At 62.6% G+C, this 24,567-nt stretch carries 26 protein-coding genes; 11 read left to right on the plus strand and 15 right to left on the minus strand.

Annotated elements, in window-relative coordinates; all coding sequences use genetic code 11:
• Positions 1-76: 76 nt before the first annotated feature.
• On the plus strand, positions 77-955 hold the full coding sequence (locus tag J7557_RS11475; protein WP_291420198.1) for a patatin-like phospholipase family protein: 879 nt from the start codon (positions 77-79) through the stop codon (positions 953-955).
• Here the strand turns inward: J7557_RS11475 and J7557_RS11480 are convergent.
• Genes J7557_RS11480 through J7557_RS11495 form a run of 4 tightly spaced genes read right to left on the minus strand, consistent with a single transcriptional unit; the run spans position 952 to position 3,332 of the window.
• The gene (locus tag J7557_RS11480; protein ID WP_291420199.1) at positions 952-1,632 is read right to left on the minus strand and encodes a GNAT family N-acetyltransferase; all 681 of its coding nucleotides are present in this window, start codon (positions 1,630-1,632) and stop codon (positions 952-954) included. The two genes, J7557_RS11475 and J7557_RS11480, sit on opposite strands and share 4 nt — an antisense overlap.
• The gene (locus J7557_RS11485) at positions 1,629-2,114 is read right to left on the minus strand and encodes a MarR family transcriptional regulator (RefSeq protein WP_291420200.1); all 486 of its coding nucleotides are present in this window, start codon (positions 2,112-2,114) and stop codon (positions 1,629-1,631) included. The genes J7557_RS11480 and J7557_RS11485 overlap by 4 nt, the downstream gene beginning before the upstream one ends.
• Positions 2,115-2,160: 46 nt before the next feature.
• The gene (locus J7557_RS11490; RefSeq protein ID WP_291420201.1) at positions 2,161-2,613 is read right to left on the minus strand and encodes a nucleoside deaminase; all 453 of its coding nucleotides are present in this window, start codon (positions 2,611-2,613) and stop codon (positions 2,161-2,163) included.
• 44 nt (positions 2,614-2,657) lie between these two features.
• Positions 2,658-3,332, minus strand: coding sequence for a TetR/AcrR family transcriptional regulator C-terminal domain-containing protein (locus J7557_RS11495; RefSeq protein WP_291420202.1), 675 nt, complete (start codon positions 3,330-3,332; stop codon positions 2,658-2,660).
• Between the two features lie 186 nt (positions 3,333-3,518).
• Here J7557_RS11495 and J7557_RS11500 point away from each other — a divergent pair, with 186 nt between their 5' ends.
• From J7557_RS11500 to J7557_RS11510, 3 genes are all read left to right on the plus strand, one after another.
• Complete coding sequence (locus J7557_RS11500; protein ID WP_291420203.1) at positions 3,519-4,001, plus strand: RidA family protein; 483 nt, start codon at positions 3,519-3,521, stop codon at positions 3,999-4,001.
• An 82-nt stretch (positions 4,002-4,083) separates the two neighbouring features.
• A complete protein-coding gene (mutL, locus tag J7557_RS11505; protein ID WP_291420204.1) occupies positions 4,084-5,898 on the plus strand; it encodes a DNA mismatch repair endonuclease MutL in 1,815 nt (604 codons plus the stop codon).
• Positions 5,899-6,085: 187 nt separating this feature from the next.
• The gene (locus J7557_RS11510; RefSeq protein WP_291420205.1) at positions 6,086-7,621 is read left to right on the plus strand and encodes a VOC family protein; all 1,536 of its coding nucleotides are present in this window, start codon (positions 6,086-6,088) and stop codon (positions 7,619-7,621) included.
• Positions 7,622-7,682: 61 nt separating this feature from the next.
• Here J7557_RS11510 and J7557_RS11515 read toward each other — a convergent pair whose 3' ends face one another.
• Positions 7,683-8,453: an alpha/beta hydrolase gene (locus J7557_RS11515; RefSeq protein ID WP_291420206.1), complete on the minus strand. Its 771-nt coding sequence runs from the start codon at positions 8,451-8,453 to the stop codon at positions 7,683-7,685.
• Positions 8,454-8,627: 174 nt separating this feature from the next.
• Between J7557_RS11515 and J7557_RS11520 the strand changes: the two genes are divergently transcribed.
• Positions 8,628-9,095, plus strand: a complete 468-nt coding sequence (locus J7557_RS11520; protein ID WP_291420207.1) for a MarR family winged helix-turn-helix transcriptional regulator — start codon at positions 8,628-8,630, stop codon at positions 9,093-9,095.
• Here the strand turns inward: J7557_RS11520 and J7557_RS11525 are convergent.
• Positions 9,092-10,162 carry a citrate synthase/methylcitrate synthase gene (locus tag J7557_RS11525; protein WP_291420208.1) on the minus strand — a complete coding sequence of 357 codons (1,071 nt, stop codon included), beginning with the start codon at positions 10,160-10,162 and terminating at the stop codon, positions 9,092-9,094. The two genes, J7557_RS11520 and J7557_RS11525, sit on opposite strands and share 4 nt — an antisense overlap.
• 84 nt (positions 10,163-10,246) lie before the next feature.
• On the opposite strand from J7557_RS11525, the gene J7557_RS11530 reads away from it, so the two are divergent.
• Positions 10,247-11,377, plus strand: a complete 1,131-nt coding sequence (locus J7557_RS11530) for a citrate synthase (RefSeq protein WP_291420209.1) — start codon at positions 10,247-10,249, stop codon at positions 11,375-11,377.
• Here J7557_RS11530 and edd read toward each other — a convergent pair.
• The 4 genes from edd to J7557_RS11550 form a co-directional block, all read right to left on the minus strand.
• Positions 11,370-13,184, minus strand: a complete 1,815-nt coding sequence (edd, locus tag J7557_RS11535; RefSeq protein ID WP_291420210.1) for a phosphogluconate dehydratase — start codon at positions 13,182-13,184, stop codon at positions 11,370-11,372. The genes J7557_RS11530 and edd overlap by 8 nt on opposite strands.
• Before the next feature lie 123 nt (positions 13,185-13,307).
• Complete coding sequence (gene pgl, locus J7557_RS11540) at positions 13,308-14,003, minus strand: 6-phosphogluconolactonase (RefSeq protein WP_291420211.1); 696 nt, start codon at positions 14,001-14,003, stop codon at positions 13,308-13,310.
• Entirely contained in the window at positions 14,000-15,484 is a 1,485-nt protein-coding gene (gene zwf / locus J7557_RS11545) for a glucose-6-phosphate dehydrogenase (protein ID WP_291420212.1), read from the minus strand. The genes pgl and zwf overlap by 4 nt, the downstream gene beginning before the upstream one ends.
• 12 nt (positions 15,485-15,496) lie before the next feature.
• Positions 15,497-16,438: a BadF/BadG/BcrA/BcrD ATPase family protein gene (locus tag J7557_RS11550; protein WP_291420213.1), complete on the minus strand. Its 942-nt coding sequence runs from the start codon at positions 16,436-16,438 to the stop codon at positions 15,497-15,499.
• Between the two features lie 266 nt (positions 16,439-16,704).
• Here J7557_RS11550 and cobU point away from each other — a divergent pair, with 266 nt between their 5' ends.
• The 3 genes from cobU (at position 16,705) to J7557_RS11565 (ending at position 18,964) form a co-directional block, all read left to right on the plus strand.
• Positions 16,705-17,226 carry a bifunctional adenosylcobinamide kinase/adenosylcobinamide-phosphate guanylyltransferase gene (gene cobU / locus J7557_RS11555; RefSeq protein ID WP_291420214.1) on the plus strand — a complete coding sequence of 174 codons (522 nt, stop codon included), beginning with the start codon at positions 16,705-16,707 and terminating at the stop codon, positions 17,224-17,226.
• A 143-nt stretch (positions 17,227-17,369) separates the two neighbouring features.
• Complete coding sequence (locus tag J7557_RS11560; RefSeq protein ID WP_291420215.1) at positions 17,370-18,266, plus strand: cation diffusion facilitator family transporter; 897 nt, start codon at positions 17,370-17,372, stop codon at positions 18,264-18,266.
• A 218-nt stretch (positions 18,267-18,484) separates the two neighbouring features.
• Positions 18,485-18,964, plus strand: a complete 480-nt coding sequence (locus J7557_RS11565) for a hypothetical protein (RefSeq protein WP_291420216.1) — start codon at positions 18,485-18,487, stop codon at positions 18,962-18,964.
• Here J7557_RS11565 and J7557_RS11570 read toward each other — a convergent pair.
• Both J7557_RS11570 and J7557_RS11575 read right to left on the minus strand, forming a co-directional pair.
• Positions 18,948-19,529 (minus strand): hypothetical protein, encoded by a 582-nt coding sequence (locus J7557_RS11570; protein WP_291420217.1) that lies wholly within the window; start codon positions 19,527-19,529, stop codon positions 18,948-18,950. The genes J7557_RS11565 and J7557_RS11570 overlap by 17 nt on opposite strands.
• 12 nt (positions 19,530-19,541) lie before the next feature.
• Positions 19,542-20,195: a hypothetical protein gene (locus J7557_RS11575; protein ID WP_291420218.1), complete on the minus strand. Its 654-nt coding sequence runs from the start codon at positions 20,193-20,195 to the stop codon at positions 19,542-19,544.
• Between the two features lie 94 nt (positions 20,196-20,289).
• Here J7557_RS11575 and J7557_RS11580 point away from each other — a divergent pair, with 94 nt between their 5' ends.
• Both J7557_RS11580 and J7557_RS11585 read left to right on the plus strand, forming a co-directional pair.
• A complete protein-coding gene (locus J7557_RS11580) occupies positions 20,290-20,544 on the plus strand; it encodes a DUF2164 domain-containing protein (RefSeq protein ID WP_291420219.1) in 255 nt (84 codons plus the stop codon).
• Positions 20,545-20,662: 118 nt separating this feature from the next.
• On the plus strand, positions 20,663-21,019 hold the full coding sequence (locus J7557_RS11585; protein ID WP_291420220.1) for a DMT family protein: 357 nt from the start codon (positions 20,663-20,665) through the stop codon (positions 21,017-21,019).
• Here the strand turns inward: J7557_RS11585 and J7557_RS11590 are convergent, their stop codons facing one another.
• The 3 genes from J7557_RS11590 to J7557_RS11600 form a co-directional block, all read right to left on the minus strand.
• Positions 21,020-22,216, minus strand: a complete 1,197-nt coding sequence (locus J7557_RS11590) for a GTP-binding protein (protein WP_291420221.1) — start codon at positions 22,214-22,216, stop codon at positions 21,020-21,022. It lies immediately after the preceding gene.
• 56 nt (positions 22,217-22,272) lie between these two features.
• Entirely contained in the window at positions 22,273-23,457 is a 1,185-nt protein-coding gene (aztD, locus tag J7557_RS11595; RefSeq protein ID WP_291420222.1) for a zinc metallochaperone AztD, read from the minus strand.
• 120 nt (positions 23,458-23,577) lie between these two features.
• On the minus strand, positions 23,578-24,513 hold the full coding sequence (locus J7557_RS11600; RefSeq protein WP_291420223.1) for a zinc ABC transporter substrate-binding protein: 936 nt from the start codon (positions 24,511-24,513) through the stop codon (positions 23,578-23,580).
• Between the last annotated feature and the right edge of the window lie 54 nt (positions 24,514-24,567).

Here is a 24,567-nt window from a genome sequence, read left to right on the forward strand (position 1 = left end):
CAAGCTGACCCCGCTGCAAATGCGGGGCAAGGTGCTGGTGGACCGGCTGCGCTCCAAGGGAAGGGAGCGAAGCGGAATGAGCACTGCGTCTGGCCCCAGAATCGGCGTTGCCCTTGGTGGCGGGTCTGCCCGCGGCCTCACCCATATTCCCTATATCGAGGCGATGGACGAGCTTGGCCTCAAGCCATCCGTCATTTCCGGCACCTCGATCGGCGCGCTGATCGGCTCCGGCTGGGCTGCCGGCATGACCGGCAAGGAACTGCGCGAGCATTCATTCGAAGTGCTGGGCACCTTGCGCACCATCGCCACCAAACTCTGGTCGACCCAGATCAAGGGGCTCGGCGGCTTGCTGCGCAACGGCATCTCCATGCAGCTCGATGCCACTCACATCGTCGATGCCTTCACGCCGCCCAGCTTTCCCAACAATTTCAGCGACCTCAAAATCCCGCTCTATGTGGTGGCGACGGATTTCCAGTCCTGGCACCAGGTCGTGTTCAATTCGGGCCCCCTCCGCCCGGCCATTGCCGGCTCCATCTCCATGCCGAGCATATTCAAGCCCGTCGTCCACAACGGCCACATTCTCGTCGATGGTGCCGTGGTCAATCCTCTACCCCTCGACCAGGCTGATATCGGCACCGACTTTCTCATCGGCATTGACGTCAATGGCGACCCTTCGGTGGGCATAAACAAGACCGACCACCGGCCGCTCGATATCTGGTTCGGCTCAGCTCAGATCATGATGCATTCGCTGATCGCGCATTCGATGGCCGCCTATCCGCCCGATATCTATATAAGACCCCATGTCGCCAATTTCGGCGCCATGGAATTCTGGCGGGTGCGCGAAATCATCACCCATGTCGAATCGGAAAAAGACCGCTTCAAACACATCCTGACGCGCAAGATCGAAGACTATATCCAGAACAAGGTCGAGCCGATCCAGAGCAACCCGCGCTAGGGTTTTCTCGCGACCATGACATTGAGCCCGGTGCGCACGCGATAACCGAGTGACTCATAGAGCGTAACTGCGCCCTGATTGGTCTCGTAGCAGTGCAGATAAGGCTGCTCGCCCCGCTCCTGCATGTCTGCCGTCACACGCCTCGAGAGCACCCGCGCCAAACCCTTGCCGCGCTGGTCGGGATGCACGCAGACCGCGCTCATTTCCGCCCAGCCGGGCTGGCGCAGCCGCTCACCCGCCATCGCCACCAGTCGCCCCTCCTCGAAGACGCCCCAGAACTTTCCCATGCGCATGGTGTTGCGCGCAAAAGGACCGGGTTTTGTCAGGGTTGCCAGCGCATGCGCTTCCTCGTCATTCGCCTCGCTTAGCGGCACCAGGCGGTCGTCGGCATCGGCCGACAGATCCTTTGTGGCCACCATCTGCACAACGCGCGCTTCGGAAACGACCTCCAGTTCGGGCGACACGACAATCGGGGCAGCCCGCACCATCACGATCGTCTCGCCGGGCGCGACGATATCAGCTAGGCTTCGCAGGGTCTCCGGCTCGTCATTCTCGACAGCAGCAAAAGGGCTGATCAGCGGATCATAGCGCCAGGCACCGCCACCACCGCGCGCAAAATGCGCATGGCTCGTGGTCAGCGCGGCCAGTATCGGCCGATCCAGAATATGGTCCGTCATGATCGTTCCTTCAGCGGTCGTTCCGCCAGTCGTCTTTCTATTTCGCTCAATTGCGCCAACACCGAGCCTTCGAGCCCATCGCAGAGATCTGCAACCGCCGCCTCGACCTGCGGCCAGCCACTGGCCTTGCTGCGATCGACCAGCGCCCGTCCCTTAGGCGTCAGTTCTGCGAGCTTGCGTCGTCCATCCTCAGGCGCCGCAGCCAGTCGCACGAAACCAAGCTTGCTCAATTGCCCCAGCGCCTTGGTCGCCGCCGGTTGCGACACACCCATGGCCCGCGCCATATCGCCGACCGTAAGCGCCCCCAGCCGATCAATCGCCGCCAGAAATGGCAGGTAACCCACCTGAACGCCGCTATCGGCCAAAATCTCCTGCGTCGCCGCCTGCAACCGCTCGGCTACGCGCCGCAACCTGGTGCCAAGGCAGAGATAGCCAAGCGCGGCCACCACATCTTCGATGTCGTCAGTTTTTTCCATAACCATTTATATAACTGGCTATGCTTCGTTGCAACGAGGATTTGAAGCCATACTAACGGCGCAGCTTCTTGAAAAAATCGACCAGCATGGCCTCGGCACGCGAGGCCGAGACGCCACCGATCACCTCGGGCTTGTGGTGGCAGGTCGGCTGATCGAAAAGCCGGACGCCATTCTCCACCGCGCCAGCCTTGGTATCTTCCGCCGCGAAATAAACCCGCCGCAGCCGCGTATGCGCGATGGCCCCGGCACACATGGCGCAGGGTTCGAGGGTGACATAGAGGTCGCAGCCATCAAGCCGGCCTGTCCCCCGCACCTTCAGCGCCTCGCGAATGGCCAGCATTTCGGCATGTGCCGTCGGATCGCCCAGCGCCTGCATTTGATTGCGCATGGCTGCCAGCACACGATCGCCCTCCACCACCACAGCGCCCACCGGCGCCTCGCCAAGCGCCGCCGCTTCTTCGGCAAGGCGCAGGGCAAGGTCCATGGGGGCAAGGGTTTGGGTCATGCGCCGGATTTAGCGCGCGGCGCCGCGCGCGGCAAGAAAGGTGCTCATCGTTTTGGCGCGATGCCATCGAGCAGGAAGTCGAGACCCCGACGGAATGTGCCATCCCAATCATCATCGAGCAGCAGTCCCGAGCGCCCGATAGACGGATAAAGCGTACCCAGTTCCGCCAGCCGTTCCTGCGATGCCTCGCGGTCCGCATCCGAAGGCCCAAAACTCGCCCGGGTCACCGTCGCGCCCATCACATAGTTCCACAGCGACCAGATGGCCGCATTGACGTCGACATCGGCCACCCCGCCCGCCGAAAGGCAAGCACTGAGGCGTTCGAGCCGCACGAGAATGTTGGGACCAAGCGCCCGGCGCGGTAGCAGCAAGGCCGACCAGGGATGGCGCAACATGGTGGCGCGCCAATCCTCCAGCACATGCACGATGTCGCCCCGCCAATCCTGCAACGCCGTCGGGCCGCGATACTCGAGCACCGTATCGAGCGCCAGATCGAACACCGCCTCCTTGTTCTCTACGTGCCAATAAAGGCTCATCACCCCCGAGCCCAGGGCCTCGGCGAGACCCCGCATGGTCAGCCCATCGAGCCCCTTGGCATCGAGCATATCGACAGCCGTCGCCGCGATCCGCTCGCGCGTCAATATAGGCTCATCCGGCCGCGCCTCCGCGCCCTGACCCTGCGCGCGTCTGCCACGCCGACCGCCTGCCTTGTCTGCCATCCCGTCCTCGTTTGCGCGCAATTCTGATCGCCGGGACAGGCCTTGTCCATGCCCGGCAATTGACTCGTACACCGTACGATGAAATAGATTCGTACATTGTACGAGATTTGCCTAGAGCCAATCGAAGCAAAGTTCAATCGTGTCGGAAACCGGCGACGCCGCGATCCGCCAAACGACGAGGGCACCATGCCAAACGCCATCACGCGTCTCATCATCGGAGGAACCATCATCATGACCGCAGCATTCGCAGCACCGGTCAATGCGGCCGACAGCAAGCTGACCATCGTCAACCCGCCCAATCTCGGCGACCCCTCACCCAATGGCTACAGCACGGCGGTGATCGTGGCCCCCAATGCCCGCATCGGCTATATTTCCGGCCAGGGTGGGCAGGACAGCACCGGCGGCCTTTCGCCCGATTTCGCGGCCCAAGTCAAACAGGCCTATGCCAATCTCGGCGCCGCGCTCGAAGGGATCGGCGCCCGTCCCGATCAGGTCGCCAAGCTCACCATCTATGTCGTCGATCACGACATGTCCAAGCTTGGCGTGTTGACCCAGAACGTCGTCGAAATGTTCGGCGCCAACTTGCCAGCCCAGACCCTGGTTCCTGTGCCGAAACTCGCCATCGACCCCATGCTGTTCGAGGTCGAAGCCGTGGTCGTTCTCGAGTAGTTCGACCAGTCTGGGCACAAGTGCCATTCCGGGTCGGAAAGCGGCGCGCCCTCACCTATATTGTGGGCAAGGAGAATCGCCCTTGCCCATTCGCCAGCTACCCGAAGACCTGATCAACCGCATCGCCGCCGGCGAAGTGGTCGAACGCCCCGCCAGCGTCGTCAAGGAACTGGTCGAGAATTCCATCGATGCCGGCGCCCGCCGCATCACCATCACGACCGCCAATGGCGGCATGGATCTCATCCGCATCACCGATGACGGCCATGGCATGGACCGTGAAGACCTGCTGCTTTCGGTCGAGCGCCACGCCACCTCCAAACTCAGCGCAGACGACCTCGACGATATCCGCACCCTCGGCTTCCGCGGCGAAGCCCTCGCTTCCATCGGCTCTGTCTCGCGCCTCTCCGTCGCCTCGCGTCCAGCCCACGCCGAAACCGGCCTCGCCGTCATCGTCGACAATGGCCGCCGCACCGGCCCCATGCCGCAGGCGATGAACCGCGGCACAGTGATCGAGATGCGCGATCTCTTCGCCCAGGTCCCGGCGCGCCGCAAATTTCTTAAAAGCGCTCGCTCCGAAACCGCTGCGATCACCGACGTGGTCAAGCGCCTCGCCATGGCCAATCCGGAAATCCACTTCATCCTCGAAGGCTCGGACCGGATGATGTCGAACTGGCCGGCGATCACCGGAGAAGGCGCGCTCGCTGCCCGTCTCGGCCAGGTCATGGGTGCCGATTTCGTCGACAATGCCGTACCCCTCGCCATGGCACGCCACGGCGTCGTCGTCGCGGGGATGGCGGGCCTCCCGACCTATACCCGCGCCAATTCCCTCTCCCAGTTCTACTTCGTCAATGGCCGCTCGGTGCGCGACAAGGTGCTGGTCGGTGCCATCCGCGCCGCCTATGCCGACTATGTCTTCCGCGATCGCTTCCCGGTCGTCGCCCTCTATGTCGCCATCGATCCCGCCGAAGTCGACGTCAACGTCCACCCGGCCAAGGCAGAACTGCGCTTCCAGGATCAGGGCGCCATTCGCGGCGCCGTCATCCGCGCCATTGGCGTTGCCCTCGCCGCCGCTGGCTTCAAGGCCTCCAATAGCGTTGCCGAAGACATTCTGGGCGCCTTCACCGCCCCCGAAATGGCTCCGGCACCCGAGCCCATCGGCTATACGCCAACTCTCGCTCCACCGCGTCCCGCCAGCTACAGCTACGCACCGACCACGGCCCCGCTCAATCTCGACCGCTCGCCCAGCCGGTTCAGCGGCTTCACCGAGCCCAGCGCCCGCGTCGAGGCCGTGCCCGAAATGCCCGAAATCGTCGACTATCCCCTCGGCACCGCCCGCGCGCAGATGTTCGACAACTACATCATCGCCCAGAACGACACCGGCCTGCTGCTCGTCGATCAGCACGCCGCCCATGAGCGCCTGGTCTACGAGCGCTTCAAGGCCCAGCTCGCCTCCGGCCCCGTAGCAAGCCAGGCCCAGTTGATCCCCATCGTCATCGAGCTCCCCGAGGAAGACTGCACCCTCCTCGAAGAAGCAGCACCGGAACTCGAAAAATTTGGCCTCTATCTCGACCGCTTCGGCCCCCGCGCCGTTGCCGTGCGCGAAACCCCGGCGCTTCTGGGCAATAGCGATATCAACGGCCTCGTCCGCGATCTCGCCGATGGCCTCGCCGAATGGGAAAGCGCCGCGGCGCTGACCGACCGCATGGAGGCGATCATCGGCCGCATGGCCTGCCACGGCTCCGTCCGCTCCGGCAGGCGCCTGCGCGTCGACGAAATGAACGCCCTCCTCCGCGACATGGAAGCGACGCCCCATTCCGGCCAGTGCATCCACGGCCGCCCCACCTATGTCGAACTGAAAAAGGGCGATATCGAGCGGTTGTTTGGACGCAGCCGGTGATGCCCGCAGGATCACCCCCACCCATCCTCCCCCATCAAGGGGGAGGTGTCGTATCCAGTTTTTGGCACAGTCTTGCCCTCCCTCAGTCCCAACCGAATTCGCTATGGCGAATTCGGTGGCACCTCCCCCTTGATGGGGGAGGCCGGGAGGGGGTGTCGGCACACTCAGAACTCATCGAGATCGCCCCATGACCTCCGGCATCCACCACGTCACCCTGATCACCGGCGACGTGCAGGCCAATGTCGATTTCTATGTCGGCTTCCTGGGGCTGCGCTTGGTCAAGCGCACCGGCGGCTATGAAGACGCGCGCCAGCTGCATCTCTTTTACGGCGACTATGCCGCGTCCCCCGGCTCGCTCATCACCTTCCTCGTCTGGCAGGGCGGCTCATCGGGCCAGGCCGGTGCCGGCCAGGTCAGCGAACTCTCCCTCGCCATTCCCCAGGGCTCCATCGGCTATTGGCTCGAGCGCGCCCTGACCCATCAGGTCAAGGTCGAAGGCACGGCACAGGAGTTCGGCGAAACCGTTCTCCGCCTCCGCGATCCCGATGGCGTGGTCCTGAAACTCGTCAGCGCCAACCTGCCCGCCCTGACCATGCCCGAGACCGACATCCCCGCCGAACACGCGATCCGCCGTATTCGCGGCGTCACCCTGCTCTCGGAAGTGCAGGAAGAAACCACGTCCTTCCTCACCCGCAATTTCGGCTTCCGCACCGGACCCGTCGAGGGCCCGATCCAGCGCCTCGTCTCCGACATCGGCGACGTCCTCGACATTCGCGACGCCGCCGGCTTCTGGCCCGGCGTTCCCGGCACCGGCACGGCCGACCACGTTGCCGTTCGCGCCAAGGATGAAGCCGAAGTTCAAGCCGTCGAGCGCGAATTGCGAAAGCTCAATTCGAGCATGACAAACCTCCACGACCGGCAATATTTTACCTCGCTCTATGTGCGCGAGCCCGGCAATGTTCTTATTGAGATGGCCAGCGACGGCCCCGGCTTCGCGCTCGACGAAACGCTCGAAAAGCTCGGTCACACTCTGTTCATGCCGCCTGACACGCCTGATCCCGAGGCAGTAAAAGTCATGCTGCCCCAGTTTGGCCTGCCCGGCGAAGAACGCGTCGTCTATCGTGATCTCATCTACAAGCACCGTTTCTTCACGCCCGAAAACCCCGATGGCATGACCATCGCCCTCCTCCACGGCACCGGCGGCAATGAAACCGACTTGATGCCGCTCGCCCACCGCGCCGCGCCGAACGCCACGCTGCTCGGCATGCGCGGCCGCAGCACCGAAAGCGGCGTGCAACGCTGGTTCCGCAGCTTTGGCCCCTCGATCTTCGACCAGAAAGACATCCGCTTCGAATCCCGCGCGCTTGAAGCCTTTTTCGGCGAGATAGGAACCGCCTACCGCCCGGACCCGGAAAAGCTCGTCGCCCTGGGCTATTCCAACGGCGCCAACCTCCTCGCCGCCGCCTTGCTCCTGCACCCTGGCTTCATCCGCCGCGCCGTGCTCATCCGCCCGGCCATGGTGCTGGACGAAGTGCCGCAAACCGATCTCAGCGGCACGAGCGTGCTCATCCTCCTAGGCGAGACCGATGCTTTCCGGATGCAAGGCGAAAAGCTGGTCGAAGCCCTCCGCTCCCGCGGCGCCGAGGTTGCGGTCGAAGTTCTCAGCGCCGGTCATGGCCTCGGAGATGATGATGCCCCGGCCATAGCCAACTGGCTGAACTAACCCTTCCAAAACAGAAATCCCCGCTTTCGCGGGGATGACGTCGTGCTTGGAATTGGCGGGCTCAGGCGTTCCGCCCGGCCCATTCGATGGCATAGTCCGCCACTTCTTCCCAGCCCGGTTCGTTGGCGAGGTAGTGCGAGCGGCCAGCAAACTCGTGGAAGTCGGTCACTGCCTTCGAACCCTTCTGGCGATTGAAGGCCTGCCGGGCAAGGTTCGGGGTCACGGTATTGTCCTTCTCGCCGACAACGATCAGCAGTGGCTGCGTGCGCTTCTTCGGGCTCACCCAGGTGCCGAGATTGAGCGCGGCCTGGAAGAAGATGCGGCCGGGTGCCGGCACGACATATTTGGCATATTCCTCATCGCGCTGTGCCTTGGGTGCCGTGTTGGCAAAGCCCTTGTCATAGGCAGCCTTGCTCAGCGTGAACGGCCGGCTCCAGCCATTGAGACGGGCGAGCACCGGGAAGGCCGCGGAGAGCGGCTTCGGCCCGGGAATAAGCCCGCCAATCGGAGCCGGGTCCAGCGCCACGCCGGCACTGCCAAGACCACGATCGAGCAGCAGTTGGGCGATCAGACCACCAAAGGAATGGCCAAGGATCAACGGCTTTTCCGGCAGGGCGCGGATGAGGGCCTCATAATGGTCGACAATCGCCCCCACAGTCAGCGAACCGAATTTCGGGTCGGGGTTGGCATTGAGTTCTGCTACCGGGCGATCCATCAGCGGCCAGCTCGGCGCGATGACGGTATAGCCGGCGGCTTTAAACCGGCTTTTGAAGCGATCCCAGCTTGCCGGAACCTGCCAGGCACCATGAATCAGAACAACTGTCTTGGTCATTTCAGTCTCCCATTGCTCGGTGCCGGACCCGTAGCCCTCGACACCGTCGATGGCAATTACATCGCATGCGATTAGATCGTATTGAAGTGTAAAAATTGCATGGCTGATGTGAAATTCACCTCTTGCGATTCTATCGCATGCGACTATATCAGCCTTTTGACGTGGAGATCTAAGATGAGCGTGAACAATCTGAGCCCGGAAGAAATCGCCGAGCAGATGACGCTCGACCACATGATCTGCTTTGCCGCCTATTCGGCCAGCCAGGCCATGAACCGCTTCTATCGTCCCATTCTCGACGAGATGGGCCTCACTTATCCGCAGTTCATCGTCATGATGGTTTTATGGGAAGAAGGCCAGACGACCATGAAGGCGCTGTCGGATCGGCTCATGCTCGAATCCAACACGCTGACGCCGCTGCTGAAAAAGCTTGAAGCCGCCGGCCTCGTCACGCGCGCCCGCAACAAGGACGACGAGCGTCTGCTCGACATCGCCGCGACCGAAAAGGGCATGGCGCTGAAACGTCGCGGCTGCATGGCCCCGGTGGAACTGGCCGCCGCGACCGGCGAGACGCTGGAAGGTGTCATTGAACTCCAGCAGCGCCTCGCCAATCTGCGCAACAGGTTGAACGCGAAGGCGAGCTAGGCTGCCTTCGGACCCACATAGCGGGACTGCGGGCGGATCAGCCGCCCGTTCGCCACCTGCTCATGGGCATGGGCCAGCCAGCCGCCGACACGGCCCGCCGCAAACACCCCGGTAAAGGCATCGCGCGGAAAGCCCAGTGCTTCGAGCAGCAAGGCGGTGAAGAATTCCACATTGGTATCGAGCGCGCGGTCGGGCTTCTTGAGCCGCAACAGCGCCAGCGCCTCGCGCTCCACCGCCTCGGCCAGTTTCACCCGCTCCGCATCCATGTCACCGGCGGCGCCCAGACGGGTCAGTGCCCCCTTCAGCGCATCGGCCCGCGGATCGCGCACGCGATAGATGCGGTGCCCAAAGCCCATCAGCCGTTCCCCGCGTGCTAATTCACCCGTTAGCCAGGAATTTGCCCGTTCGGGCGCCCCCACCGCATCGAGCATATCGAGCACCGGCCCCGGCGCCCCGCCATGCAGCGGCCCCTTCAATGCGCCCAGCGCCGCCAACACCGCCGAAGTATAGCCGGCCCGCGTCGAAGCCACGACCCGCGCGGCAAAGGTCGACGCATTGAGCCCATGATCGCTCACCGTCACGAGATAGGTATCAAGCGCCTCAACCTCCGCCTTGCTCGGCGCCTTGCCCTTGAGCATGGCCAGCATATCCGCCGCATGGCCCAGCGCCGGATCAGGCGCAATCGCCGCCTGCCCCGCCTTGCGCCGCACCAAAGCCGGCACGAACACGGCCGGCGCCGCCACCAGCAACAGCGCCGTATCAGCATCTTCCCCGTCCGGCAGCCGCGCCATCAACGCCCGCAGGCCCTCGGTGACCGACAGCGCCAGAATGGCCTCGTCGAGCCAGGCGACTTCGGCAAAGGCGCGCAACCGCGCCATTCCCAGCCGCGTCTTCAGCGCATTGCTACGCGGCAGCACGTCGCCGGCGAGAAGCCCCAAAACCTCCTCATAGGATTTCGACCCGGCCAGTTCGTCGAGCCTGTACCCGCAGATCACCAGCCGTCCATTGGCGCCATCGACTTCCGACAGCGTGGTTTCGGCGGCAATGACATCATCCAGTCCAGACATGTTGCGTCTCCTTCGTCTTTACCGCTAGATTGGCTACATCAAGATTGACGTCAATCTTGATACAATTGATCAATGTGAGACGCCATGAGCTGGATATCCGCGGAAGCCGCCCTTACCCTCCTCGGCACCAAGCCGCAGACGCTCTATGCCAATGTCAGCCGTGGCCGTATCGCGGCCCGACCGGACCCGGAAGACCCGCGCCGCAGCCTCTATCGGCAAGACGATGTCGAGCGCCTCGCAGCCCGCCAAAAGGGCCGCCGCCCAGCGACGACGGTGGCCGCCGAAAGCATCGCCTGGGGCGAGCCGGTTCTTTCCACGGCCATTTCAACTGTCGCCAATGGCCATTTCTACATCCGCGGCCAGGACGCCGCGGCACTCTCCAAATCGGCTACGCTCGAAGATATGGCCATGCTGCTCTGGAGCACTTTGGTCCCAGTCGATTTCGGCACCATGACCACGACGGGCGCCGATACCGGCCTCATCGCCTGTTATCGGCAGGTAGCAGAACTCGCCGCTACCCAGATGCCACCTTCCGGCCGTGCACGCAGCGTCCTCATCAAGGACGCCACGCTTGTCGTGTCCCTCGTCGCCGCCGCCATTACCGGCGCGCGCGTCGGCCCAGTCCACGAACGCCTCGCCGCGCATTGGCAACGTCCCGAAGCAGCCAATGCCCTGCGCTGCGCTCTCGTCCTTCTCGCCGAACACGAACTCAACGCATCGACCTTCGCCGCCCGCGTCACCGCCTCCACCGGCGCGCCGCTCGCGGCCGCCGTACTCGCAGGCCTTGCCGCCCTCTCTGGCCCACTCCATGGCACGGCCAGCCTCAGCATCGGCGCGCTCGTACGCGACGCAAAACGCTACGGGGTCGAGACAGCCATTTCGGGCCTATTGCGCCAGGGTCGCCCCCTGCCCTGTTTCGGGCACCGGCTCTATCCCGACCATGACGTGCGCGCACCAGCTCTGATGGAGACGTTCACCGTCCCGGCGCTTTTTTCGGAATTGGCCGAAGTCGGCGAAAGGCTCAGCGGCGAAAAGCCCAATATCGACTTCGCCCTATCCGCCCTCGTTGCCGCGCATGACCTGCCCGACGACGCGCCGCTACAGATCTTCGCCCTGGCCCGCTGTGTCGGCTGGTTGGCCCATGCACTCGAGCAGATAGAAACGGGCGCGCTGATCAGGCCGCGCGCCCGCTATGTCGGCGAACTGCCTAGTTAAAGACGCTCGCGCCGCGATCGGCGACGCCGACAAGGCTCCTGAACCCGGCAAACAGTTCGCGGCCCATGCCATGGTGCGAGGGGCGCAGGTCTTCGCTGGCTGGCGTGCGCGAGAAGAATTCCTTCTCATCGCCCAGGAAGGTCAGCGTGCCTTCATTGGCATCGAGCCGGATCATGTCGCCATCGCGGATCTTGCTGATCGGACCGCCATCATTGGCCTCCGGCGTCATATGGATTGCCGCCGGCACTTTTCCGGACGCGCCCGACATGCGGCCGTCCGTAAGCAGCGCCACCTTGAAACCGCGATCCTGCATGATGCCGAGCGAGGGCGTCAGCTTGTGCAGTTCCGGCATGCCGATGGCCTTGGGGCCGGAGAAGCGCACCACGGCGATCATGTCGCCGGTCAGCTCGCCGGCCTTGAATGCCGCCTGCAGCCCGTCCTGGCTGTGGAAGACACGTGCCGGCGCCTCGACCACGCGGTGCTCCGGCTTCACAGCGGAAACCTTGATCACCGACCGGCCAAGATTGCCCGTAAGGAGCTTCAGGCCACCCGTCGCCTGGAACGGCGTCTTGGCGCTGGCCAGCACCTTTGGCAGCGCGCTTTCGGCCGGCGCCGGTTCAAAGGCCAGCTTCTCGTCGATCAGCTTGGCTTCAACGGTATAGTTGTAGAGCCCGCTACCCCAGACGGTTTTGACGTCGTCGTGGAGATAGCCATCGTCGAGCAGTTCGCGCATGAGGAAACCCATGCCGCCCGCCGCGTGGAAATGATTCACATCGGCAACGCCATTGGGATAGACGCGGGCAAGGAGCGGGGTCGCATCGCTGAGGTCGCTCATGTCGTCCCAGGTCACCTGCAGGCCGGCAGCAGCGGCCATGGCGATGAGGTGCATGGTGTGGTTGGTCGAGCCGCCCGTCGCGTGCAGACCCACAAGCCCATTCACGAAAGCCTTCTCGTCCATGATGTGGCCGATGGGCGTATAATCATTGCCCTGGGCCGTCAGCGAGAGGGCGCGCTTGGTCGCTTCACGGGTCAAGGCATCGCGCAGCGGCGTACCTGGATTGACGAAGCTGGCGCCCGGCAGATGCAATCCCATGATTTCCATGAGCATCTGATTGGAATTGGCGGTGCCGTAGAAGGTGCAGGTACCCGCTGAATGATAGGATTTGCTCTCGGCTTCGAGCAGTTCCGCGCGACCCACCTTGCCTTCGGCATAGAGCTGGCGAACCTTGCTCTTTTCGTCATTGGGCAGACCCGAAGGCATTGGCCCCGCCGGAATGAACACGGCCGGCAAATGCCCAAAGCTCAGCGCGCCGATGACAAGGCCTGGCACGATCTTGTCGCAAATGCCCAGGAACACCGCTGCGTCGAACATATTGTGCGAGAGAGCAATGGCCGTCGCCATGGCGATCACATCGCGCGAGAACAGGCTGAGATCCATGCCCGGCATGCCCTGGGTGACGCCGTCGCACATGGCCGGCACGCCGCCCGCCACCTGAGCCGTTGCGCCGATCTCGCGCGCCGCTTCCTTGATGATGTCGGGATAGAATTGATAGGGCTGATGGGCGCTCAGCATGTCATTGTAGCTGGTGACGATGCCCAGATTGAGTGTCTTGTTGCCGGCCAAAGCCGCCTTTTCGGACGGCGTACAGGCGGCAAAGCCATGGGCGAGATTGCCGCAGGAGAGGGTCGATCGATAGACGCCGGCCTCGCGGGCGGCATCGAGGCGATTGAGATAGTCGCGGCGCGTGTCGCGGCTGCGGGCCGCAATGCGGTCGGTCACGTCCTGGATAGCCTGGCGGACGGTCATGGTTCTACGCTCCTATAGGGCAAGGACGCGCCAAAGGGGGGCCGCTGGCACGGTATTCCTTGCATCGATGACTGGTAAGCGTTCAACGGCCGGAGCGGTCGATTGGGGACCGCTCCAGGGGTTTTACGGGCACCAGTAAATAGCTAGCGGCGCATTCGAGCGCAGCACGGCGCGAATAGGCATATCCTCAATGGGACCATCGCCCAGCGCCTTGTCCAGCACCGCGGCCTTTTCGTCGCCTTCGATGTGGAGATAGAGGCCGTCGGTCTCAAGGAGACGCGGCAGCGTAAAGGTAATGCGCGGCTCGCCGGCACCAGGGGCGCGAATGGCGAGGGTCGGCCCCTGCGCCTTCAGCGCCTCATCGAGCGTATCGCCACCAGGGAAGAACGAGGCCGTGTGCCCGTCATTGCCCATGCCGAGGATCACCGCCGCAAAAGGCTTTGGCAGCGTTGAGACCAGCGCATTGGTCTTGGCCACCTGTTCCGCGTTGGGCTCATCGCCGCCCGAATAGAGCGGGAAGAAGCGCGCTACCGCGGCCGGGCCCTGCAACATCTTCTCGTTGACCAGCAGCGCATTGGAACGATCGCTGGTTTCGTCGACCCAACGCTCGTCAACGAGCGTCACGACGACCTTTGTCCAGTCGATATCCCGCATCTTGCCGAGCGCCGCAAAAAACTTGCCGGGCGTCGAACCGCCGCTTACAGCAATCGCCGCTTCGCCACGCTCCGCAATGGCATTGCGGATGCGGTCGGCAATGGCCTCGGCCAGTTCCTTGGCGAGGGTCGGCTTGTCGGCAAAGCTGCGGCGATCGATGCTCACGAGAGAGGGCCCTCATACCAGGAGCGACCATCGCGCTCGATCAGGGCCACGGCGCCGCTCGGGCCCCAGGTACCTGCAGTGTAGCTCTGCGGCGGCTCGCTCGAACGGTCCCAGGCTTCGCGGATCGGATCGACCCACATCCAGGCCGCCTCGAGCTCATCGCGGCGCATGAACAGCGTCTGCTGGCCGCGGATCACGTCCATGAGCAGGCGCTCATAAGCTTCCGGCGTGCGCTCCGAAAAAGTCTCGGCAAAGGAAAGGTTCAGCGGCACTTCGCGCAGGCGCATCCCGCCCGGACCCGGATCCTTGATCATCATCATGAGCTTGACGCCCTCATTGGGCTGCAGGCGCATGATCAGCTTGTTGGGGCGCGGCGCGCCTTCGGCATGATCGAAGATCGAGTGCGGAATGGGCTTGAACTGGATACAGATTTCCGAAACGCGCTCGGCCATGCGCTTGCCGGTGCGCAGGTAGAACGGCACGCCGGCCCAGCGCCAGTTGTCGATATTGGCCTTCATGGCCACAAAGGTCTCGGTGCGGCTGCCCTTCTTGTCCTCGGGCAGTTCGTCCTGATAGCCAGCCACCGAAACGGTTTCCGATTTCACGCCGCGATACTGGCCGCGCACCGTGTTCTTGCTGACTTCGCCATTGGTGATGGGGCGTAGCGCCCGCAGCACTTTCAGCTTTTCATCGCGCAGCGCATTGGCTTCGTCCGATGCCGGCGGTTCCATGGCCACGAGGCAGAGAAGCTGCAGCATGTGGTTCTGGATCATGTCGCGCAGCGCGCCGGATTCGTCATAATAGCCACGCGTACCGGCGCCGACGCTTTCGGCCACGGTCAATTGCACGTGGTCGATATGGGCCGAGTTCCAGACCGGCTCGAAGAGCGTATTGGCAAAGCGCAGGGCGAGCAGGTTCTGCACCGTCTCTTTGCCGAGATAATGGTCGATGCGATAGACCTGATCTTCCTTGAAAATCTTGTCGACGCCATCATTGATCGCTTTGGACGATTCCAGGTCGTGCCCTAGAGGCTTTTCGATCACTACGCGCGCGTCGCGGCGATACAGCTTCTTCTTGGAAAGATATTCGGCGATAGGCTCAAACAGATCCGGCGCCACGGCGAGATAGAAGGCGCGCACGATCTTGGAATCGTTGCGCAGCGCCTTGCCCAGATCACCGGACTCGTCAGGCTTTGTCGCATCGACCGGCACATAGGTGCAGATATCGACGAAGCGATCGATGGTGCCCTGATCCTGATAGTCCTTTTCCACGAACTGACCGATGGCCTCGCGGACAGACTTCTGAAAATCGGCTTCCGTCAGCTTCGTGCGCGAAGCGCCGATAATGCGGCTCTGTTCGTCGAACTGGCCGTCCTTGAAGCGGTGATAGAGCGCGGGAATAAGCTTGCGCTTGGTCAGGTCGCCGGTGGCGCCGAACACCACGTAGTCGAAAGGCTGGACAGGAATGATGCGGCTGGACACTGGGCGTAGTCCCTAGTTCGAGGCGAAATTTTGCTTGGCGAGAAGAACAGCGCCATGCAGGGGTTCGAATTGCGGCAGGGCAACGAAATTGCCATAGCGTTCGGTCAGCCGCGGGAACAGGCGCTGACCGAGACCGCCGACAATGGCCATCACCTCGGCGCCATGGCTTTTGAACCAGCGCACATAGGTGTCGATATAGCCCATCTGCACGTCGAGCAGTTTTAAGGCCACCGGGTCGTTCTGTTCGAGATAGTCGAACCAGAGCGGCATCAGCTTGCCATATTCGCCCGGTGCCCGGCCAATCAGCGCATCGTCGCACCCTTCGGTGCCATCGTCGCTCAGAAGCTTCAGGTCCATCGCCGTCGCAAACGACCACGTCATGATGCCCTGGTTGTCGCCACCCAGTGCCCCAGCTACCGCCTTGGTCAGCGGCGAGCTCTCGGCAAGGCCGTCTTCGGCCTCGACCGTGTAGCGCGCCAGTTCCCGGCCGAGAATCGCGCCCGACATCTGGTCACCGATATGAAAACCCCAGCCGCCGGCCTGATAGCGCTTGCCGCCCACGATCGACATGGCCGCCGAGCCGGTGCCGATGATGACAACGCCACCCTCGCCGCCACCCAAGGCGCCCGCATGGGCGATGTCGATGTCGTCGTAAACTTTTACGCCCGCAAAGGGCCAGGGCCGCGCGGCGAACTCAGCGCGCGCCGTATCCATGCGCCCACCCGCCATGCCGAAACAGGCATAGGTATTGGCCGTCTGCGCATAATCGACACCGGCAGCCTTGAACACATCACGCGTGCCGTCGCTGATCGCCTTATAGGCGGGATCACCGGCATCGATCTGCAAGTTGGAACGGCCGTTTTTCACTTCGGCCAGCGTCACCAGATTCTCGTCGGCCAAACGTACGCGGCAATTGGTGCCACCGCCGTCGACGCCAAGATAATATCGGGGCACGCAGTCTCTCCATAAGGGGGATGGGCTCAGCACATCGTCGGGATGGACATTGCCCTACCCGACGCAGAGCCACACCCTAAGGTGTCATTTCGGCGCGGACCATAATGCGAAAGACGCTAAGACGAAAGTAGCATATCGGACAAAAACGACCAGCCAAGAGCAGGTTTCGCATAGCTGCTTTCCGCCCCAGTGCAATCGATATGGGAACGCCTGACCCCTCAACCGGGTTTTATGAGGCTTGCAGCATTCGCCAAGGAGAAAATCCCATGCGCCACACACTGGTTCTGGGCGGCGCCCGATCGGGCAAGACGGCCTTTGCCGAACGCCTGGCGCTGCGCACCGGCAGGCACCCGCTTTATCTCGCAACCGCGGAAGCCCTCGATCCAGAAATGCGCGACCGTGTCGCTGGCGACGCCGCGCGCTTTGCCACCCGCGAGGAACCGACGCAGCTTTCCCACGCGATCCTGGAAGAAGGCCGCGAGAGCGATGTGATTCTGGTCGATTCCATCACCCTCTGGATCACCAACCTGCTCCTGACCGGCATGGACGTATCGCGGGCCGTCGGCGAACTCTGCGCCACGCTGCTCGAATTCCAGACCGCCAAGGTCATCCTCGTCACCCATGAAGTCGGCCTCGGCATCATGCCCGAAAACGCCATGGCCCGCACGTTTCGCGATCTCGCGGGATCAACCCACCAGCGCCTCGCCGAGGTCTGCGACGACGTCTATTTCGTTGCTGCAGGGCTGCCATTCACACTGAAGGGCGAGCCGCCTCTGGCTGACGCCTGAGAGAAGAGCCTGTGCAATCAAGGGCTTGCCAGCGCCCGGTGCAGATACAAATGCTTCTGAAAATCACTCGCAAATACAATGACTTGCGGACAATCTGCATTCCCGCTATGGCCCCATGACGAACCGCATGGGGACTCAACGACATGGCTATCAACAACCGCACGCTCGCAATCGCGGCGGCCAGTCTTGCTATTGGCCTTGTCGTGCTCGGCCTCAAGTTTCTCGCCTGGTATCTGACCGGCTCGATCGCGCTCTATTCCGACGCACTCGAATCGATCGTCAATGTCGTCACCGCCGTCCTGGCCCTCATCGCGGTGCGCCTCGCGCAGCGGCCGGCTGATGCGTCCCTGCCCTATGGCTATCACAAGGCCGAATATTTCTCGGCCGTGCTTGTCGGCGTCATGATCATCGTGGCTGCCATCCTCATCCTGCGCGAAGCCTATTTCGGTTTCCTTGAGCCGCAACTGCCCGACGCACCGGTCGAAGGCCTCGCCGTCAGCATTTTCGCGACACTGATCAATGTCGGCTGGGCCCAGTACCTGCGCCGCTATGGTACCCGTGTGCGCTCGCCGGCCCTGATCGCCGACGCCAAGCACCTGGTGACCGACGTCATTTCCACCATCGGCGTCATTGTCGGCCTCGTCCTCGTCTATGCAACCGGCATAGCGGCGCTCGATTCGATATTGGCAGCGCTCGTCGCGCTCAACATCCTTTGGTCCGGCTGGGGCGTCATCCGCGAAAGCGTCGGCGGCCTGATGGACGTCGCCGTACCGCCCGAAACCCAGAAAACTATCCGCGAAGTAATCGCCCAGAACGCCGATGGTGCCATCGAGGCCCATGACATCCGCACGCGGCAGGCCGGGAAGCTGACCTTCATCGATTTCCACCTCGTCGTGCCCGGTGCCATGAGCGTCGAAGCCGCCCACACCATCTGCGACGGCATCGAAGCCAAGCTGCGTGAGGCAGTCAGCGATCTGCAGATCACCATCCATGTCGAGCCGGAAAACAAGGCCAAGCATGCCGGGATCGTGGTAATTTAGGTCGTTAGCCGACCCCTACTCCTTTGAAGACCTCATGGTGAGGTGCGGAGCGCAGCGAAGCCTCGAACCACGAGGTCGAGTGAGTGGAGCCATCGCGCCACGCCCTCGTGGTTCGAGGCTTTTGCTCTGTAAAGCACCTCACCATGAAGGCTACAGGAAGGACCGCCGCGGGGAACAACGCCCTTGCCGCCCCTCCGCGACGCAGGCAGTCTCTGCCCATGCGTCACCTCCTCGCCATCATCGCCGTGTTCGCTCTCGCCGCCCCTGCCATCGCGCAGATACCCTGGGGCTATTACGCCAATACCCGCTATGGCTACGAGCTCGACATCCCTCCCGGCTTCGAAGGCCAGGGGGAAAGCGCAAATGGCGATGGCCAGGTCTTCCTCCTTGACGGCCGCGTCGGAAAACTCACCGCCTGGGGCGGTTCTTTCGTTGCCGAACCGGATTTCGAATCCGAAGCCAATGCGCGCTTTGCGTCGGACACCGAAGCCGGCTGGGGCGTCATGGCGCAATCGGCGACGCCGAGCTGGGCCACCTGGTCAGCGACCAAATCCGGCCGCGTGCTGCAGCAGCACATGATTCAGCTCTGCGACGGCGCGGGCTATGCCGCCATCCGGCTCGAATATGCGCAGTTGGATCGTCCCAAACTCGATGACCTCGTCCAGCCGCTGATCGTCTCGCTCAAATCGACCTGTTGAGCGCCCGAGCAGCAGCATGCGCTATCACCCGCTGCGCCGCTTCTTCGGCGGGCAGATCAGTCGTGTCGAGATCGAGCCGATTGGCGTGCTCGACAGCCAGAAGCGGCCTTGAGTGCCGGACCAATTCGGCGCCCGCAGCATCGGTCATCTTGAGCCGTGCTTCGCGATCGGCCGAAGGAATGCGTTCGGCATGCGCCGCATCCGAAGCCGACAGGAATACCGGCACGAAAGTGCTGCCCCGCCGTTCCGCCGTCGCCACCACTTCGTCATAGGCCAGGCGATCGAGCGGATCGCCCTCCATCAGCGCATTGGTCAGCACGAAACTTGCCTGCGGCGCGGCGATTTCCGCCATGGCCGTCAAAGCCTGGCGCCGGATGGTCATGATCAGGTCCCATGCCGCATCGGGGATCTTCGACCCTCCATCCTCGCGGATCAGCGAGAAAATGACATTATTGGCCAGGTGATTGTCGAAAAGCCGCGCGCTGGTCACGGCAGTGATCCGGTTTGCGATCGTGAGCTTGCCCACGCCATAGTGGCCGATGAGATAGATGATCGTGTTGTGCATGTCGCTCCCGCCTCAATATTCCGGCTGCGGCAGTTCCTCCGGCCATGGATAGCCGAGATTGATCGACTGCACGCGCACATCGAGCGTTTCCAGCAGCGGTTCGGACGACCGCACCGTCACCTCGCCCGATACCGGCGTGACATCCACGCTTTCGGGGTATTCATCCTTGGGCGCAAAGCGAATCCAGAAGCCGCAACCAGTCTCAGGATTGGCCAGCGCGCCCTTTTCGAACACGGCCCCGCCGCCATAGTCCCACCAGAAGCCGCCAATGGTGAAAGGCTCGCCATTGATGGCTTCAACTTCCTCGACGCTCATGCCGATCCTGACGCCGGCCGGGGTCTCCTGGCTCGGTGCCAGTTCCACGGAGCTGAGATATTCGAGCTTTTCCTCGTCCCACCAGCTGAATTGCATCACCCGCTCGGGGTCGTCGGGATAGACCGTCGTCGCTAGGAACTCGATGCCCTCGACGCCATAGACCGTGCCCGTTTCCACATTGTCTTCGCCAAAGGTTTCCCGCACCAGCGCGTCAGAGCTTTTCGGCCCGAAAACGCCATCGCAGGAAACGACCCTGGGCGCGTCCGGCGCTGCTTTCACCTTGTCCTTGGCGACAGTCGGCACAGCAATAAGGGCCAGGCTCAGGGCAAGCAGCGAAATCCGGGCGATCATGAAATGTCCTCCTCAAGCGACGTCATTCTGGCCGAGCTTGTGCGTGCCGACAATTGGCGACTCGCGCTATGAACCGGAGCTGAAGGAGTTTTCCATGAAGCCGATCAAGTTCGACCGAGAAGAAACCAAGGCCATCGTTGGCGAAATCCAGGACTATTTTCGCGAGGAACTCGACCAGTCCATCGGTGCCATTCCGGCCGAAATGCTGATGCAGTTCTTCGCCGACAAGATGGGCGCCTATTATTACAATCGCGGCCTCTATGACGCCCAGGCCCTGATCCGCAAGCAGGTGGATAATCTCAGCGACGAGATCTTTGCTCTCGAGCAGCCCACCAAACATGCGCGCTAGGCCGGCCAGCTCCACTTCGGGTTTCGCATAGGGCACCCGCAAATTGCCCACTTCTCTAGGCCAATTGCAGTGCTAATAGAGGCGGCCGGAATTATCCGGTCTGCCGTCGGAGCAAGCCTTGGGCTTCAATTTTGCTACCTTCGCCCCCATCGGGCTCTTGATCGCCTCCAATATGTTCATGACCTTCGCTTGGTATTGGCATCTGAAATACCATGGCATGGTGCTCTGGGCCGTGGTGCTGATCAGTTGGGGCGTCGCCTTCTTCGAATATTGGCTGGCGATCCCCGCCAACCGCATCGGCAGCGCCGTCTATTCGGCTGCCGAGCTGAAGACCATTCAGGAGGTCATCTCCCTCTCGGTCTTCGCGCTCTTTGCCGTCTTCTATCTCGGCGAAAAACTCACCTGGAACCACGCCATCGGCTTTGGCTTCATCGGCTTGGGCGCGCTCTTCATCTTCAAGGGACCATTGAAATAGTCAGGACCACGCCGGAAACGGATCGGGCAACCGCGCCCAGGCATCCGGCACCATCGTCCGCGCGGGCACCAGACACGCATCGAGCCGCCGCCTGATCTCGGCTTCGCTCATCGGGTCGGTGCCGATGAACACCAGTTCCTGCCGCCGATCACCCCAGATGGCGTCGAGATAAGGCGCCATGGCATCGCGCCATTCCTTGTTATCCGGCCAGCGCTGCGCGGGCACGGCCGCCCACCAATGGCCTCGGCGCTGCGTGCGCACCAACGCTCCCGCCTGGCTCAGTTCCCCAACGAAATGCGGCCGCGTCGCGAGCCAGAAGAAGCCCTTGGCCCGAATGACACCCGGCCAAGCCTCTTTCAGAAACCGGTCGAGCAGCAGCGGATTGAACGGCTGGCGTGCCCGATAGACGAAGGAGCGCACCCCATATTCTTCGGTCTCGGGCACATGATCCTTGAAGCCATTCAACTCCTTGAACCAGAGCGGATTGCTCTCGGCCACCTCAAGGTTGAACAGCCCGGTATCGAGCACATCGCCCAGCGCCACGACGCCAAAATCCGTCTCGATAATCCGCACCCCAGGATTGAGCGCCTTGATAATGGTCCGCGCCGCCTGTCGGTCGCCTTCGGAGGCCGTCGAAATCTTGTTGAGCACGACCACATCGGCGAATTCGATCTGTTCCACCAGCAGATCAACCAGTGCCCGCTCATCGCCCTCCCCCGCCGTCTCGCCGCGATCCCTGAGAAAATCCGACGAGGCATAATCCTTAAGCAGGTTGGCGCAATCGACCACGGTCACCATGGTATCGAGCCGCGTCAGGTCGGACAGAGAAAAGCCGCGCTCATCGCGAAAGTCGAACGTCGTCGCCACCGGCAACGGCTCGGAAATGCCGCTCGATTCGATCAGCAGATAATCAAACCGCCCTTCGCCCGCGAGCCGAGTCACCTCCGCAAGCAGATCGTCGCGCAGGGTGCAGCAGATGCAGCCATTGCTCATCTCGACCAGCGTTTCCTCGGTGCGGCTGAGATCGGCGCCGCCATCACGCACCAGCGCGGCATCGATATTGACCTCGCTCATGTCGTTGACGATGACCGCGACCTTGCGGCCTTCGCGATTGTTGAGGATGTGATTGAGCAGCGTCGTCTTGCCCGCGCCGAGAAAGCCGGACAGCACGGTGACGGGAAGTTTCTTGAGGGCCATGGTCTCTATCCAGAATGAAAATGCCCTGCCGCCGGGGGCGGCGGCAGGGCTTGCGGTCAGTGCTGGCTGCCCGAGCCGCCAATGGCGACGATATTGTAGGGCGCGCCTTCGACCGCGATTTCACCCGCGAGGGCAAAATCAGCCACATCCACCAGATGCACCACACCCTTGAGCGGATCGGTCACCGCAACCTGGTCACCCGCCACGGCAATCCGCGGCCGCGGCAGGCTCCATTCGCCATCCATCGAATAAGGTTCCGTCACCTTCACCGACTGGACCAACTCGCCGCTCACCACATCGAGCTGCCGCAGGAACCCGTCCTCGGTAAAAATGTAAGCGAACTTCGGCCGGACGGAGTCGGTGACGAAATGCACCCGCCGCGTCGGCAGATCGACCAGCCGATAGGGTGCAGCCTCGGCGGGATCGATGATCACCACCTTGTCTGCCCCATAATTGCCAAGGAAATACTGCATCCCCCGCCCGCCGATCAGCGTCGTGGTCTTGCCCTCCGGCAGGCCGGCATAATCGAGCTTGGTCACCTTCGGTTCGCCGGAACCCGAAACAACAAGCACCCCATCGCCGCAACCGACGATCAGCAGATTGCCCGAAGCGGCCTCGCCATGAAGATCTGGGCAGGCATGGGTTTCGCCCACAAGATTGCCCGCAGCATCAAGCACATTGAGCCCAACCCGCGGCTTCTTCTCGTCCTCGGCATTAGCCGTCGAAACCAGCGTGAAATCCCCCCACGGCACAGCCAGTCCATGATGCGGCGTGCCGCTGTCGAGCTGGCTCGCGGTAATCTTGCCCTCATCCGCCCATTCATGCGGGCTGAAGAGATCGATCTTGCCCGAACCGTCAAAGAACAGCGCGACCTTGCCACCATGCTCGACAAAATGCGCCGGCTTTTCGCCTGAGATCACCGCCTCGACGAGCGTCGGCTCCGAAACCTCGATATCGCCGTGATCGCCATGGTCCTCGATGGCAATGCCCGAGCGAATGGCCGAAACCTGATTGGCCGCCCCCTGCACGGCAAACACCGCCTCGCCCGATGCACCCGCAACCAGCGACGCCGGCCCCTTCAGCGCAAATGTGCCCAGCGTATCCCCGCTGATGGCATCCAGTGCCGTCACCCTGCCCTCGGCATGATCGGCAACAAACAGCCGCCAGGCCGTGACATCATCGGCCAAAACCGGAGCCGTCAAAGCCGTGGCGAGCAGAAGGGAGGTAAAGATACGACGCATCTCTTGGTCCTTTTGGTATGTTAGAACGTTACATTTGAATGTATGAATCGAGCGCGGGATCACCCCCTCCCAGCCTCCCCCATCAAGGGGGAGGCTGGGAGGGGGTGTTTGGCTTGCTCCCTAGCCCAGGCAGTCCACCAGCCCAGCGGCGAGGCCGCGCAGCAGGTCGCCATAGAGCGCAGGGCCTTCAGTCAAAGCGCTTCCCTCGGGATCGAGCACACCGGCCTTGGCCTCGGTGCCCTCAACGATCGTGCTGACGATGGCCGGTTCGAAATTGGGCTCGGCAAACACACAGGTCGCGCCCAGTTCACTCACCTTGGTGCGGAGCTGGTCGACACGCGCCGCACCCGGCAGCACCTCGGGCGAAACGGTCACCGTACCGGCAACTTCGAGCCCAAAGCGCTTCTCAAAATACTGATAGGCGTCGTGGAAAACGACAAAGGGCTTGTCCTTCACGCCGACCAGCGTTGCTGCAACTTCGGTTTCGAGCGCGCCAAGCGAAGCAATCTCAGCCTCGGCATTGGCCTGATAGGTAGCCGCATTGTCCGGATCGGCCTTGCTCAACACCTCAGCAATATTGCCGACCATCAGCTTGGCATTTTCCGGATCGAGCCAGAAATGCATGTCGCCTTCTTCATGCTCATGGTCATGCGCCGCTTCCTCGTGCCCATGATCCTCGTCGCCATGCGAATGCGGCTCAAAGGCGCCACCCTCGCGCAGCGGCAAAAGTTCGATTCCCGGCGAATCTGCCAGTTCCACCGTCTCCGCCTTGGTCGACAGCGTTTCGAGCGCGTCGCCCAAGAACAGTTCCAGCCCATGCCCGGTCCAAAACACGATATCGGCATTTTCGAGCGCCGCAGCATCCGAGGGCCTCAGCGAATAGGTATGCGGCGAAGCCGCGCCCTTGACGATCAGGCTGGGCTCGTCCACCCCGGCCATCACGGCCGCAACCAGCGAATGCACAGGTTTTGTCGAAGCCACGACATTGGGCGCCGCCATGGCCGTGCCGGTCAGCAACAGGCCTGCGAGTGTGGCGAAAGGGATCAGCCGGTTCATATGGGCACCTCTTGTCGGCAGCATACCGCGAACGATATGTTATGTTATTACGCT

The organism is Devosia sp., assembly GCF_017744655.1.
GTDB lineage: Bacteria > Pseudomonadota > Alphaproteobacteria > Rhizobiales > Devosiaceae > Devosia.